Raw genomic sequence first — 13,862 nt, 5'->3', positions numbered from 1 at the left:
GTAAGGGCAGATGACGTCCCTCAACACGCACAGCGATCCGATAATCCTCGAGATGCGCTCCATCACCAAAGAGTTCCCCGGCGTTAAAGCATTGGCCGATGTGAGCCTGCGGGTGAAGGCCGGCGAGATCCACGCCATCTGCGGTGAAAACGGCGCCGGCAAGTCCACTCTGATGAAGGTGCTCTCGGGCGTTTACCCCTTCGGCACGTACACCGGGGACATCGTCTACCAGAACGAAGTCCAGGAGTTCAAGGACATCCGTGCCAGCGAGCACGCCGGAATCGTGATCATCCACCAGGAACTCGCGCTCATTCCGGAACTGTCGATTATGGAGAACATCTTCCTCGGCAACGAGCCCACAAAGCGCGGAGTGATCGACTGGGCCGAAGCCCGGACCCGCTCCACCGAACTGCTGGCCCGCGTCGGCCTGCGCGAAAACCCGGACACCCCGGTCAAGGAAATCGGCGTCGGCAAGCAGCAGCTCGTCGAAATCGCCAAGGCGCTGAACAAGTCGGTGAAGCTCCTGATCCTGGACGAGCCCACGGCCGCCCTTAACGAATCGGACTCCCAGCACCTCCTGGACCTGATGCTCGGCCTGAAGGGCCGCGGCATCACCTCCATCATCATTTCCCACAAGCTCAACGAGATCGAACAGATCGCGGATGAGATCACGATCATCCGCGACGGCAAGTCGATCGAAACCCTCGACGTCAAGGCCGACGGCGTCGACGAGGACCGCATCATCAAGGGCATGGTGGGCCGGACCCTGGAATCCCGGTTCCCCGACCACGAGCCGAAGATCGGCGACGTGTTCTTCGAAGTGAAGAACTGGACGGTCGGGCACCCGCAGATCCAGGACCGCCTGGTGTGCAAGAACTCCAACTTCTTCGTCCGCCGCGGCGAGATCGTCGGTTTCGCCGGCCTCATGGGCGCCGGGCGCACGGAACTTGCCCGGTCGGTCTTCGGCCGCTCCTACGGCCGCTTCATTTCCGGCGAGGTGCATAAAGACGGCAAGGAACTCCACCTGAAGAACGTCAAGCAGGCGATCGACGCCGGGCTCGGCTATGTCACGGAGGACCGCAAGTCCCTGGGCCTGAACCTGCTGGACGACATCAAGGCCACCACGGTCTCCGCGAACCTGAAGAAGATCAGCAAGCACAACGTGGTGGATGCAAACCAGGAGTTCATCGTCGCCGAGCAGTACCGCAAGTCGCTGCGGACCAAGGCGCCGTCCGTTGAGGAAGGAGTGGCCAAGCTCTCCGGCGGCAACCAGCAGAAGGTGGTGCTGGCGAAGTGGATGTTCACGGATCCGGACCTGCTGATCCTGGACGAACCCACCCGCGGGATCGACGTCGGCGCCAAGTACGAGATCTACGGCATCATCCAGCAGCTCGCCAACCAGGGGAAGGGCGTCATCGTCATTTCCTCGGAACTCCCGGAGCTGCTTGGCCTCTCGGACCGCATCTACACGATATTCGAGGGCGCCATCACCGGCGTGCTGAACAAGGACGAAGCCAGCCAGGAAAGCCTCATGAAACTGATGACTTCCGCCCGCAAGACCGCCTGACCCTCTGGGACCATCCAGAACACTCCGATCACTGACGGAAAACAAGGACTGAAAAAATGAACGCGCTCAAGAAGCTCTTTGGCGGCAACACCCGTCAATTCGGCATGATCTTCGCCCTGGTTGCGCTGATCATCTTCTTCCAGATTTTCACAGAGGGCCGCACGCTCACCCCCGGCAACGTCATCAACCTCTTCAACGGCAACTCCTACATCCTGATCCTCGCCATCGGCATGGTCCTGGTGATCATTGCAGGCCACATTGACCTCTCCGTCGGCTCAGTTGCGGCCTTCGTAGGCGTCAGCGTCGCCCTCATGATCCGCGACTGGGGTATCCCCTGGTACCTGGGCATCCTGTTCGGGCTGCTCCTCGGGGCCCTGATCGGGGCTTGGCAAGGATTCTGGACCGCCTATGTCGGCATCCCGGCGTTCATCGTGACGCTGGCAGGCATGTTGCTCTTCCGCGGCTTCAACCAGTTCGTCGGCAAGTCCAACACCATCCCGGTCCCGACCGACTTCCAGTACATTGGTTCCGGTTACCTGCCCGAATTCGGCCCCAATACCGGGTACAACAACCTGACACTGCTCCTTGGCCTGGCCGGTGTGGCGTTCGTGATCTTCAGCGAGGTCCGCTCCCGCCGCAACGCCAAGGCCCTGGGCGCCGAGGTCCCCGAGGTCTGGGTCACCGTCACCAAACTGGTCCTGGTCTCCGCCGCGATCCTCTACGCCACGTACCTGTTCGCTACGGGCCGCCGGGGCACGTCCTTCCCGATTCCCGGGCTGATCCTCGCGGTCCTGGTCCTTATCTACGGCTTCGTTTCCTCCAAGACCGTCATCGGCCGCCACATCTACGCTGTGGGTGGCAACCGGCACGCTGCTGAGCTCTCCGGTGTCCAGTCCAAGAAGGTCAACTTCATGGTCATGATGAACATGTCGATCCTGGCCGGCCTCGCCGGCATGATCTTCGTCGGCCGCTCCACCGCCTCCGGCCCGTTCGACGGCGTCGGCTGGGAACTGGATGCCATCGCGGCTGTGTTCATCGGCGGCGCCGCCGTGACCGGCGGCGTGGGCACCGTGATCGGCTCGATCGTCGGTGGCCTTGTCATGGCCGTGCTGAACAACGGCCTGCAGCTCCTCGGCGTGGGCGCCGACCTGACCCAGATCATCAAGGGCCTCGTGCTGCTGATCGCCGTTGCCTTCGACGTCTACAACAAGACGCAGGGGAAGAAGTCGATCATCGGGATGATGATGAAGAACTTCAGCCGCGGAAGCGAGCTCCAGCCCGACGAGGTTACCTCCACCAAGGAAACCATTTCCAAGGGCGCCTGAGCGGTTCCCTTGGTCCCAAGATTCCCTGATTCTCCGCACACCACCTAAAGAAAGTGAACCAAGCAATGCAAATGATTGGTAAAGCAGGAAAGGCAGCAGCAATCGCTGCAATTGCGGCACTGGCGCTGACAGCCTGCGGCCGCGCCGACACCGGAACTTCCGGGGGATCCAGCACTGGCGGCGAGGCGTTCCCGAAGGGTTCCGCAATCGGCGTCGCGCTCCCCCAGAAGACCAGTGAAAACTGGGTCCTGGCGGAGAAGCTGTTCAACGACGATCTCACTGCGGCCGGCTACAAGCCTGACGTGCAGTTCGCCAACGGTGGCGTATCGGAACAGCAGAACCAGATCAGTGCCATGGTCACCAAGGGTGACAAGCTCATCATCGTCGGTGCCATCGACGGCGCCCAGCTGGGCACCCAGCTCAAGCAGGCCAAGGACGCCGGCGCGACCATCATCGCGTACGACCGTCTGCTGCTGAACACGGACAACGTGGACTACTACGTGGCCTACGACAACTTCAAGGTCGGCGTGCTCCAGGGCCAGGCCCTGCTGGACGGCATGAAGGCCAAGAAGCCCACCGGTCCGTACAACGTCGAGCTGTTCGCCGGTTCCCCGGACGACGCCAACGCGAAGGTCTTCTTCAACGGTGCCATGAGCATTCTTCAGCCGAAGATCGACGACGGCACGCTCAAGGTGCTCTCCGGCCAGAAGACGTTCGAGCAGGCTGTTACCCAGGGCTGGAAGGCAGAGAACGCCCAGAAGCGCATGGACACCCTGCTCGCCGGAACTTACGGCAGCGCCACGCTTGACGGTGTGCTCTCCCCGAACGACACCCTGGGCCGCGCAATCATCACCTCCGTCAAGGCCGCCGGCAAGCCGATCCCGGTTGTCACGGGGCAGGACTCCGAGGTTGAGTCGGTCAAGTCCATCATGGCGGGCGAGCAGTACTCCACCATCAACAAGGACACCCGCGCGCTCGTTGAGCACTCGATCGTCATGGTCAACGACATCCAGGCAGGCAAGAAGCCTGAGATCAACGACGACAAGTCCTACAACAACACGGTCAAGACCGTTCCGGCGTACCTGCTGACGCCTGTTATCGTGACCAAGGACAACGTCAAGACGGCCTACGTCAACGATCCGGTACTCGGCCCGCTGACCAAGTAGCACCTGTTCAGGCAACGCCTGACCGGGCAGCGCCTGACTGGGCAGCACCTCGAAGAGCCCCGGCTCCGCCTCCTGGCGGACCGGGGCTCTTTGCTGCCCGGCGTCCGCTGCTGCCCTTCACAGCGGATCCATAGCTTCGCTGTGAGGTCCGCACAGCAGCACGTACCACTGTGGGAGCAGCCGCCGGCCATTCCGCGTCCGGCCCAAGATCCCTAGGAGTACCGTGAGCGTCCTTGCCCGGAGTGTAGGCAACGCCTTTCGAAACAAGGTCAGGACAGCCGCCGTCGTGGCCGTCCTGGCCGTGGCCATCGGCCTTGCCCTGTCCATGCTGGTCGCCAACCAGGCGGTGGCCGGCAAGGTTGCCGAACTGAACGCCTCGGTGGGCACCGTCCTCACCGTCAACCCCGCCGGCGGCCAGGGCTTCGAAGGCGGCGGCGAGCCGCTGACCGCGGCGCAGGCAGCCACGGCGGCCGCGGTGCCCAACGTCAGCAGCGTTGTCGGCACCAAGGCGCTGCGCCTGCGCAACGCCAGCGCAGCGGCCGCACAGACGAACGCATCCCAGACCGGGCAGGCCGGTCCCGGCGGGCAGGGCGGTCCCGGCGGGCAGTCGGCCACCGCCGTGACCACGAGCCTCACGGCCGCCATCGACGCCGGCACGCTCGGCAGCCGGAACCAGGCCTCGACCGGCTCCAGCAGCGGGAGCACCGGCAGCACCGGCTCCAATAGCGGAACCAGCGGCGGCACCGGCCAGGCGGCGCCTGCGTTTTCCCTCCCCATCACCGCCACCGGCATCGGCGCCGAGGTGGACGCCACGGGCAAGGCCCTGCAGCTGACGCAGGGAACGGGGCTGGGCGACTACACCGCAGCGTCCACGAACGCCCTGCTGGGAACCACGCTCGCCGAGAAGAACGGGCTGAGCGTGGGCTCGACATTCACCATCAAGGACCAGACCTTCACCGTCGCGGGCCTGTTCGACGCCGGCACCGCCTTCGGCAACAACGCCCTTTACGTGACCCTGCCGACGGCCCAGACCATTGCGGCGCTGCCCGATGAACTGTCCACGATGATCGTGACCGTGAACAGCATGGACAACGTCGACGCCGCCAAGACCGCCCTGCAGGCAGCCCTCGGCTCCGACAAGGCCGATGTCACCCAGGGCCAGCGGAACCTCCAGACCGCCGTCAGCTCACTCGGCAGCGTCAAGAACATCTCCTTCATCGCCTTTGTCGCAGCCCTGGGGACCGCCGGCCTGATCATCCTGCTGATCATGGTCATGCTGGTCCGCGAGCGCCGCCGTGAAATCGGCGTGCTGAAGGCCATCGGCGCCCCCAACCGCACCATCGGCCTGCAGTTCGTGCTCGAGGCCCTCGTGCTGGTGGCCCTCGGCAGCGTGGTGGGCGCCGCCGTCGCGTCCCTTGCCAGCGGCGGCATAGCCACCGCCCTCATCAGTTCCAACTCCTCTTCCGGCACTGCGGCGACCACCGGCCAGCGCGGCCCAGGCTCCGGGTTCGGCGGCGGCGGCTTCCCCGGCGGCGGTGCCGGCAACCCCTTCGGCGGCGCCAACCAGCTGCTGACCTCCGTGACGGCGAGCGCCTCCCCCGGCGTCATTGCCGCCGGAATCGCCGCGGTGTTCGGCGTCGCCATCATCGGGGCGCTCGTCCCGGCCCTGCTCACTGCCCGCATCCGCCCCATCGAAGTCCTCCGAGGAGAGTAGCCATGATCGAAGTCAAAAACCTGGTCCGCGTTTTCAAGACCGGTGACAAAACCATCAAACCGGTCAACGACGTCAGCTTCGAACTCGAACAGGGCACACTGGCCTCGATCGTGGGCAAGAGCGGCAGCGGCAAGAGCACCCTGCTGTCCCTGCTCGGTGCACTGGACAAGCCCACCAGCGGCGACGTGCTGGTCGACGGCGTGAGCCTGGCCGGAATGCCGGACGGCAAGCTGACCCAGTACCGCCGCCGGGACATCGGCTTCGTGTTCCAGCAGTTCAACCTGATCCCCAACCTCTCCGCTCTGGACAACGTGATGCTGCCGATGGAGTTTGCCGGGATCCGCAAGGCGGCGCGGCTCGAACGTGCCCGGGAGCTGCTGGAACAGGTGCAGCTCGACCCGGAGAAGCACGTGCGGCGCATCAACCGGCTCTCCGGCGGCGAGCAGCAGCGCGTGGCGATCGCCCGGGCACTGGCCAACGAGCCCAAACTGATCCTGGCCGATGAGCCCACCGGCAACCTGGACGAACAGACCGGCGAGCACATCATCGAACTGCTCAGCTCGCTCAGCCGGGACCACAACACCACGATCCTCGTCGTCACCCATGACCGGTCCCTGGCCAACAAGACGGACCGCCGCTTCCGCCTCCAGCAGGGCCGCCTCACGGAGGAAGCAGCCAGGGACCGGGCGACGGCCGGCTCGCCCGCGTAGGCCAGCCGCTGGCCTGATGCTGCATCGGCTGAGGGAGGGTCCTCCCGGACCCTCCCTCAGCTGTTGCCCCCGAAACCTAATCCCTCCCGCAGATCCCGTCCCCAAAACCCATTCCCTCCCGCAGCCGGATGAGAAGATGGCTCCATGACCGCCCCCATCGCGAAACCGTGGCTGTTCAGCCAGCCGGACCAGGACCCCCGCTCAGCCACCGGCGCCAGGCTGCGCTGGGGCGTCGTCGCCACCGGCGGCATCGCTGCGTCCGTGACCCGGGACCTCACGCTCCTGGCCGACGCGGAACTGCACGCCGTCAGCTCGCGCACGCAGGCGGCCGCAGATGCCTTCGCGTCCGACTACGGCTTTGCCAGGGCCTACGGGGACGACGCCGGGCGAGCGGGTTATGAGCGCCTGCTCGCTGACGACGCCGTGGACGTCGTGTATGTCGCAACCCCCCACGCCCATCATCACCACATCGCGATGGCGGCCCTGTCCGCCGGCAAGCATGTTCTCTGCGAAAAAGCCCTCACCGTCAACGCCCGGGAAGCATCCGAGCTCGTGGCGCTGGCCCGAACCAAGGGCTTGTTCCTGATGGAGGCGATGTGGAGCCGCTTCCTGCCCAGCATGGTGCGGGCCTTCGAGATCGCCGCCTCGGGCGAAATCGGCGAGGTGAAGTGGGTCGGCGCCGACCTCGGCTTTCCGGCCCCGTACTCGCCCACGTCGCGGCTTTGGGCTCCGAAGGACGGCGGCGGCGCCCTACTGGACCTGAGCGTCTATCCGCTGCTGTGGGCCCTCGGCACTTTGGGATTCCCGCAAACGGTCAGTGCCACCGGCTGGCTCAACGACGACGGTGTGGACGCCCAGAATGCGTTGACGCTCGGATATCACCATGGCGCACAGGCCCAGCTGACCTCCTCGTTGCTGGCGCACGGGCCCCGAACGGCGACCGTGGCCGGAAGCCTGGGATTCATGCAGACCACAGGGTCGATCAACAATCCGAAGGAACTCCAGGTCAGGATCGGTTTTGACGAACCGCGCAGGGAGCACTTCACCGTCGTCGGCAGGGGTTACAGCTACGAGCTCCGCGAGGTGACACGCTGCATCCAGCAGGGCCTCACCGAGAGTCCTGTCATGCCGCTGGAGGACTCCCTGAACACCATGCGGTTGTTCGACGGCGTCCGCGCTCAGCTGGGTGTGATCTACCCGAACGACGCCCGCTGAGCCCGCGCGGGCGGGTCTCGGATCCGCCACAGTTTACGGTCCGCTCTGGACGAGCCCGCAAGGGCGGCCTTACCCTGAAGGCAATCGTCGATTCGTCCGGGACGGGGGTGCGCGCATGGAACAGCCAACAACACGCTCGCGCGTGCTCCGCCCCACCCCGCTGCGCCGCATCCTTTTAGCCGGCGTCGCCGGCGCCGCGTGGCTGGTCCTCTCCGCTGGCTCTGCCTACGCGGACGACTCCACTGCCACCCCAGCGCCGTCAGACGAGGCCGCCGAGGCCGTGGCGGCCACGGGCACAGACCTCGACGACATGCCGGTTTTCACGCCGACGGCGGCTGCCGGCCTCGCACCCGAGGAAACACAGTGGGCTGCCGCGGCAGTACCGGCCCCGACGCCGGTGACCGCCGAGACCGCCCCTGCCGCGCCGGCTGCCGTCGTTACGGTTCTTGACCCGCTGCCGTCCCTTCCCGCCGCGGACGTCCCCGGCTCCGGCGATCCGGCCGCGACCGTTGACGCGCCGGCGGTGCCTGTTTCCGACCCCCCGCCTGTTTCGGACCCGTCGCTGCCGGTCGTGGATCCCGCGCCTGTCCCCGACCCGGCCCTTCCCGCCGTCGACCCCTCAGTCCCCGCCCCCGTCCCCGCCGATGCCGTCCCGGTCCCGGATCCCGCAGTTGCTGTGCTGCCGGCCCCGGACCCTGCGGTTCCCACGCCCTCACCTGCGGATACCTCCGTTCAAGTCCCGGACCCCGGAACTGCGCTACCGGCTGTCCCGATCCCGGGCGGCCTTGCAGCAGTGCCCATGGTTTCTTCCCCTGGTTCCGCCGCAACGACATCAACCACCGCCCAGGTGGTGGCACCCGGAGCGGTTCCGGGTACCGGGAACGCCGCGGTTCCGGGGACAGCCGAGCAACTCGGCCTGGCCGGGCGATTGGCTGAATTCGCATCCATGGCCCTGCGCCGGAGTTACTACGCGCCGTCGGTGTCGGCTGTGCTCGTGCCCGAGACTCCACCCGCGCCCGGCGCTGCAGCGCCGCCGGCTCCCCCTGCCCCTGGCAGCGGAGGCACACCCGCACCAGGCGGCAACGGGCGGCCCAACCCGTGGCACGGTGGCACCGGCCTGCCTGCACCCGATGCCCTGCCGCCGGCGCCCGGCTCCGGGTCAGGAAGCGGGCACTCCTCCAACGGCCCCACAGGGACAGCCGCCTGGATGCCCAGCATGTACTTCTACGTCCCAACGGCAGATGCAGACCCGATCCGTGGTCCCCTCCAACACCAGCCTGCTGCCCTAGCCGCTGACCCCGGCTCCTCTCCTGACTAGTCAAGCCGTCTCTGCTTCCCCAGAGCACGGCCCATCGGGCTGCCTTGAGCGCCCGCTGACAGTCATTCAGGAGATCTCCCCATGGACACGACCGCTCGCCGGCGGATTTCCGGCACCCCACTTGCCAACGGGCTGAGTCATGCAGCACCGCCACGTCCCCCTTCCGTGATTCCAGGGCTGGTCTCAGGGCCGCCTCGGCCGGACAATCCGGATCCCTCCGCGTCAAAGGACCATCCGCCGTAGTAGCCACGTGCCCGGTCGAGGTCCCGAGACCGCCGGAGCGAAGTCGTTGGGTCCGCTGGGGGACTCAACGGCGTTCATTGGCTCCGGCGGAGGGCCCGTCCGTTTCGTCGCAGGACGGTCGGCAGGGCAGGCGCAGGACCGGCGCAAGACCGTCCGCAGGCCGGTCCGCATGATGCGCGGCCGCAGGCCGGTCGGCTGGAAGGTCCGCAGGGCGGTCCGCAGGGCCGGATCAGAACGCGCGGCACGATGTGCCGCCGGCTCAGGCCGCACGTGATGGCCGCAAATACCCGTCCCCGTATTATTCTTTACTAGCGCCGCCGTGGCGCAGTGGTAGGGGATGGGGAGATCGTGGACAGTTCGACCAATAGCATCGCGGCCGAGCCCTTGGGCGGCCGCTACCGATTGGGAGAAGTAATCGGCCGGGGCGGCATGGCGTCGGTCTACACCGCCAAGGACCTTAACCTGGGCCGGGACGTGGCGCTTAAGCTCTTTGCGCCGCAGTCGGCCGACCCGGACGAGCTGCGGCGCCAGGAAGCCGAAATTGAGCTTCTGGCCACCTTGAACCACCCAAGTCTTGTAACTCTTTTCGACGCCGGGACGGACACCCGGGTCCCCCAGGAACCGCGGCCGTTCCTGACCATGGAACTGGTGGACGGCCAGGACCTGCGGACCAGGATCCGCCACAGTCCGGTGCCGTTTGACGAACTTGCCGTCATCGGTGCGGGCGTTGCAGATGCCCTGGCGTACGTGCATGGCCTGGGCATCGTCCACCGTGACATCAAACCGGCCAATATCCTGCTGGTGCAGGTACGGCCCGGCGAGCCGCTGCGGCCAAAACTCACCGACTTCGGCATCGCCCGGATCATCGACGGGGCACGCCTAACCGCCACAGGCACCATGGTGGGGACCGCCGCCTACCTGAGTCCGGAACAGGCCCGGGGCGCCGACCTTGGTCCTGCCAGCGACATCTACTCGCTGGGGCTGGTGCTGCTCGAATGTATCAAGGCAGAGGTGGAGTACCCGGGCAGTCCCATGGAATCGGCGGTCGCCCGGCTGCACCGGCCCCCGGCAATCCCGGCCCATGTGCCGGCCGAATGGGCGCACCTGATCCGGGCCGTGACCGCGCCGGACCCCCTGGACCGCCCGGCTGCCGCGGACCTCGAAGTGGCCCTGCGCCAGGCACTCGTGTCACCAGAGTCGCTTCCTGGCGTCCTGGCCGAACAGCGCACGCGCGGGCTGCCCGCCCCGCCCGCCCGGCCGCCGCTGCTGCCCGGCTCCGACGCCGGTACCCGCCGCCTGCATGTGCTCACTGCTGGCGATGCTCCCGGCGCTTCTCCGGCAGGTTCTCCCGGCGGCGCCGCGGCGCGCCATCCCGGAAGGGGCGGCTTTGCGTCCCGCCAGGTGGCACGTTTCCGGACGGCCGGACGGCGCGCCCGGATCGCGGTGGTGCTCGCCGTCGTCGTTATCCTGGCAGCGGCCGCCGCGGTCGTCGTCGCGGTCGCGGCCCCGAAAGCTTCCGCGGTGGTCTCCTACCCGGCCGTCACGGGCACCCTCGGCGACCACCTGAAACAACTGCAGGAGAGCGTCAAGCCATGAGCCGCAGCATCCCCCGGCCTTTCGCCACGCCCGGCTGCCGCCCGGCGCGCGGTCTCCCGGCCTTCCTCCTCACCGCAGGCCTGCTGGCCGGTGCCCTTGCCGGTTGCGCCCCGGCATCGCCCGAACTCGGCAATGACGCGGCCAAGGAACTCCAGTCACAGGTCCTCGCCGTTACAGAGGCCGCGGCTGCCGACGACTCCCCCGGGTCCTTGAAACTGCTCGATGAGCTCGTCACCAAGCTGGACGACGCCGCGGCCCGCGGGGAGGTGTCGTTCAAACGCCACCAGAGCATCAAAACGTCCATCGACGCCGTCCGCGCCGACCTCACGGCCAAACAAGCTGCAGCCGATGCCGCCAAGGCCGCCGCGCAACAGGCTGCGGCCCAGCAGGAGGCCGCAGCGCAAGCAGCAGCAGCTGCCCAGGCGGCGTCCGCCGCGGCCCCGGAGCCGACACCGGCGCCCGCCGTCGTCGCCCCCGCCCCGGCTCCGGCCCCGGGCAAGGCCGACAAGCCAAAGCCCAAAGGCAAAGGCTGAGGGCCGCCGCGACGTTAAACAGCAACGCAGGGTCCCTCTGACCCAATCCCAGGTGCGGATTGGGCCGAAGTGACCCCGCGTTGCTTTAGATCCACGGTGCGCCGTTTGGGCACTCACACGGTCTGTTCAGGCATTAGCCGAGCATGGACAGCACTTCGCTGAACTTCGCCGAGGGGCGCATGACGGCGGTGACCTTGGCCTCGTCGGGGCGGTAGTAGCCTCCGATGTCGACCGGGGAGCCCTGCACGGCCAGAAGCTCGCCGACGATGGTCTCCTCGTTTGAGTCCAGCGCGCCGGAGACCGCAGCGAAAGCGGCGGCCAGTTCGGCGTCGTCCGTCTGGCGTGCCAGCTCCTGGGCCCAGAACTTGGCCAGATAGAAGTGGCTTCCGCGGTTGTCGAGCTCGCCGGCCTTGCGCTTGGGGGACTTGTTCTCGAGCAGGAACGTGCCGGTGGCGCGGTCCAGGGTGTCGGCCAGGACCTGGGCGCGGGCGTTGCCCGTGCTGGTGGCGAGGTGTTCGAAGCTCACGGCCAGGGCGAGGAATTCACCCAGGCTGTCCCAGCGCAGGTGGTTTTCCTTAAGCAGCTGCTGGACGTGCTTCGGGGCGGAGCCGCCGGCGCCGGTCTCGAAGAGTCCGCCGCCGTTGATCAGCGGAACCACGGAGAGCATCTTGGCGCTGGTGCCCAGTTCCAGGATCGGGAACAGGTCCGTGAGGTAGTCGCGGAGCACGTTGCCGGTCACCGAGATCGTGTCCTCGCCCTTGCGCAGCCGGTCCAGCGTGAAGGCGGTGGCCTTGTCCGGGGACATGATGGCGATCTGCAGGCCCTCGGTGTCGTGTTCCTGGAGGTATTCCTCGACCTTGGCGATCATCCGGGCGTCGTGGGCGCGGCCCTTGTCCAGCCAGAAGACAGCCGGCATGGCGGAGGCGCGGGCGCGTGTGACGGCCAGCTTGACCCAGTCGCGGATCGGCACGTCCTTGGTCTGGCAGGCGCGCCAGATGTCGCCGGGGGCGACCTGGTGCTCGATCAGCACGGTGCCGGCGTCGTCGACAATCTGGACGGTGCCGGCGGACTGGATCTCGAAGGTCTTGTCATGGCTGCCGTACTCCTCGGCGGCCTGGGCCATGAGCCCGACGTTCGGCACCGTGCCCATGGTGGTCGGGTCGAAGGCGCCGTGGGCACGGCAGTCGTCGATGACAACCTGGTAGATGCCGGCGTAGCTGCTGTCCGGGAGCACGGCGAGGGTGTCGGCTTCCTGGCCGTCGCGGCCCCACATGTGGCCGGAGCTGCGGATCATGGCGGGCATCGAGGCGTCGACGATCACGTCGGAGGGCACGTGCAGGTTGGTGATGCCCTTGTCGGAGTCGACCATGGCGAGTTCGGGGCCTTCGTTGAGGCCCTTCTGGATGGCGCTCTGGACGTCGCCGCGGATTTCCTCGGGAAGCTCCTCGAGGCCGTTCAGGATGGAGGCGAGTCCGTTGTTCGGGCTCAGGCCTGCGGCAGCGATCTGCTCGCCGTAGGTGGCGAAGAGGTCGGAGAAGTAGGCCTTGACGACGTGGCCGAAGATGATGGGATCCGAGACCTTCATCATGGTGGCCTTCAGGTGGGCGGAGAACAGCACGCCCTCCTCCTTGGCCCGCGCAACCTGGGCGGCAAGGAACGCGTCCAGGGCGGCAGCGCGCATCACGGTGCCGTCGATGACCTCGCCCGCCAGGACAGGGAACGCACGCTTGAGGACCTTGACAGTGCCGTCTTCCTTGACCAGCTGGATCTTGATGTTGGTGTCCGCGTCGATGACCACGGACAACTCGTTCGAGCGGAAGTCATCGGTGTCCATGTGCGCGACGTTGGTCTTCGACTCGGGGCTCCAGGCACCCATGCTGTGCGGGTTCTGGCGTGCGTAGTTCTTGACCGAAAGTGGCGCGCGGCGGTCGGAGTTGCCTTCACGCAGCACCGGGTTGACGGCGGAACCCTTGATCTTGTCGTAGCGGGACCGGATGTCCGTTTCCTCGTCCGAGGACGGGTTGTCCGGGTAGTCCGGCAGCGCGTAGCCGTGGCCCTGCAGTTCCGCGATTGCGGCCTTCAGCTGGGGCACGGAGGCGCTGATGTTGGGCAGCTTGATGATGTTGGCTTCGCGCCTCTTGGCGAGGGCGCCAAGCTCAGCCAGGGCATCGCTGACACGCTGCTCTTCGGTGAGGTAGTCGCCGAATGCGGAGATGATGCGGCCGGCCAGCGAAATGTCGCGGGTCTCCACTTCCACACCGGCCGTGGAGGCGAATGCCTCAACAATCGGCAAGAACGAATAGGTGGCCAGCATCGGCGCTTCGTCGGTGTGGGTATAGATAATCTTTGCCATTGCTCGGGCGTCTCCCTGAAGGTCTGGGTATTTCCGGAATCTTGTGTTATCTCAACACCCCTAACTTACCTGAGGTGCCCCCGTTGGCGCCTACCGGCGTCGGACGCGGGTGGATCCGTGAC

Annotated in this window: 10 protein-coding genes; 9 read left to right on the top strand and 1 reads right to left on the bottom strand. The window is 66.8% G+C overall.

The window, feature by feature from the left end; all coding sequences use genetic code 11:
• Positions 1–10 precede the first annotated feature (10 nt).
• From mmsA to AC1DES_RS06220, 9 genes are all read left to right on the top strand, one after another.
• Entirely contained in the window at positions 11–1,567 is a 1,557-nt protein-coding gene (gene mmsA / locus AC1DES_RS06260) for a multiple monosaccharide ABC transporter ATP-binding protein (protein WP_476894830.1), read from the top strand.
• Positions 1,568–1,623: 56 nt separating this feature from the next.
• A complete protein-coding gene (gene mmsB / locus AC1DES_RS06255; protein ID WP_476894829.1) occupies positions 1,624–2,892 on the top strand; it encodes a multiple monosaccharide ABC transporter permease in 1,269 nt (422 codons plus the stop codon).
• A gap of 65 nt (positions 2,893–2,957) precedes the next feature.
• Positions 2,958–4,058: a substrate-binding domain-containing protein gene (locus tag AC1DES_RS06250; protein WP_476894828.1), complete on the top strand. Its 1,101-nt coding sequence runs from the start codon at positions 2,958–2,960 to the stop codon at positions 4,056–4,058.
• Positions 4,059–4,281: 223 nt separating this feature from the next.
• Positions 4,282–5,772 carry an ABC transporter permease gene (locus tag AC1DES_RS06245; protein WP_476894827.1) on the top strand — a complete coding sequence of 497 codons (1,491 nt, stop codon included), beginning with the start codon at positions 4,282–4,284 and terminating at the stop codon, positions 5,770–5,772.
• 2 nt (positions 5,773–5,774) lie between these two features.
• A complete protein-coding gene (locus AC1DES_RS06240; RefSeq protein WP_476894826.1) occupies positions 5,775–6,482 on the top strand; it encodes an ABC transporter ATP-binding protein in 708 nt (235 codons plus the stop codon).
• Positions 6,483–6,626: 144 nt separating this feature from the next.
• The gene (locus tag AC1DES_RS06235) at positions 6,627–7,697 is read left to right on the top strand and encodes a Gfo/Idh/MocA family protein (protein ID WP_476894825.1); all 1,071 of its coding nucleotides are present in this window, start codon (positions 6,627–6,629) and stop codon (positions 7,695–7,697) included.
• A 115-nt stretch (positions 7,698–7,812) separates the two neighbouring features.
• Positions 7,813–9,015, top strand: coding sequence for a hypothetical protein (locus tag AC1DES_RS06230; RefSeq protein WP_476894824.1), 1,203 nt, complete (start codon positions 7,813–7,815; stop codon positions 9,013–9,015).
• Positions 9,016–9,606: 591 nt separating this feature from the next.
• A complete protein-coding gene (locus tag AC1DES_RS06225; protein ID WP_476894823.1) occupies positions 9,607–10,854 on the top strand; it encodes a serine/threonine-protein kinase in 1,248 nt (415 codons plus the stop codon).
• Positions 10,851–11,387, top strand: coding sequence for a mucin-associated surface protein (locus tag AC1DES_RS06220; protein ID WP_476894822.1), 537 nt, complete (start codon positions 10,851–10,853; stop codon positions 11,385–11,387). The genes AC1DES_RS06225 and AC1DES_RS06220 overlap by 4 nt, the downstream gene beginning before the upstream one ends.
• 133 nt (positions 11,388–11,520) lie before the next feature.
• Here the strand turns inward: AC1DES_RS06220 and AC1DES_RS06215 are convergent, their stop codons facing one another.
• Positions 11,521–13,740, bottom strand: coding sequence for an NADP-dependent isocitrate dehydrogenase (locus AC1DES_RS06215; RefSeq protein WP_476894821.1), 2,220 nt, complete (start codon positions 13,738–13,740; stop codon positions 11,521–11,523).
• Positions 13,741–13,862: the final 122 nt, after the last annotated feature.

This window comes from Arthrobacter sp. 05T442, assembly GCF_056395945.1.
This window is presented reverse-complemented; position numbering and strand designations above follow the sequence as displayed.

What these genes read in the sequence shown, in the direction of transcription:
- mmsA (WP_476894830.1), top strand. Translation starts at nt 11, where the DNA reads ATGACGTCCCTCAACACGCACAGCGATCCGATAATCCTCGAGATGCGC.
- mmsB (WP_476894829.1), top strand. Translation starts at nt 1,624, where the DNA reads ATGAACGCGCTCAAGAAGCTCTTTGGCGGCAACACCCGTCAATTCGGC.
- AC1DES_RS06250 (WP_476894828.1), top strand. Translation starts at nt 2,958, where the DNA reads ATGCAAATGATTGGTAAAGCAGGAAAGGCAGCAGCAATCGCTGCAATT.
- AC1DES_RS06240 (WP_476894826.1), top strand. Translation starts at nt 5,775, where the DNA reads ATGATCGAAGTCAAAAACCTGGTCCGCGTTTTCAAGACCGGTGACAAA.
- AC1DES_RS06235 (WP_476894825.1), top strand. Translation starts at nt 6,627, where the DNA reads ATGACCGCCCCCATCGCGAAACCGTGGCTGTTCAGCCAGCCGGACCAG.
- AC1DES_RS06230 (WP_476894824.1), top strand. Translation starts at nt 7,813, where the DNA reads ATGGAACAGCCAACAACACGCTCGCGCGTGCTCCGCCCCACCCCGCTG.
- AC1DES_RS06220 (WP_476894822.1), top strand. Translation starts at nt 10,851, where the DNA reads ATGAGCCGCAGCATCCCCCGGCCTTTCGCCACGCCCGGCTGCCGCCCG.
- AC1DES_RS06215 (WP_476894821.1), bottom strand. Translation starts at nt 13,740, where the DNA reads ATGGCAAAGATTATCTATACCCACACCGACGAAGCGCCGATGCTGGCC.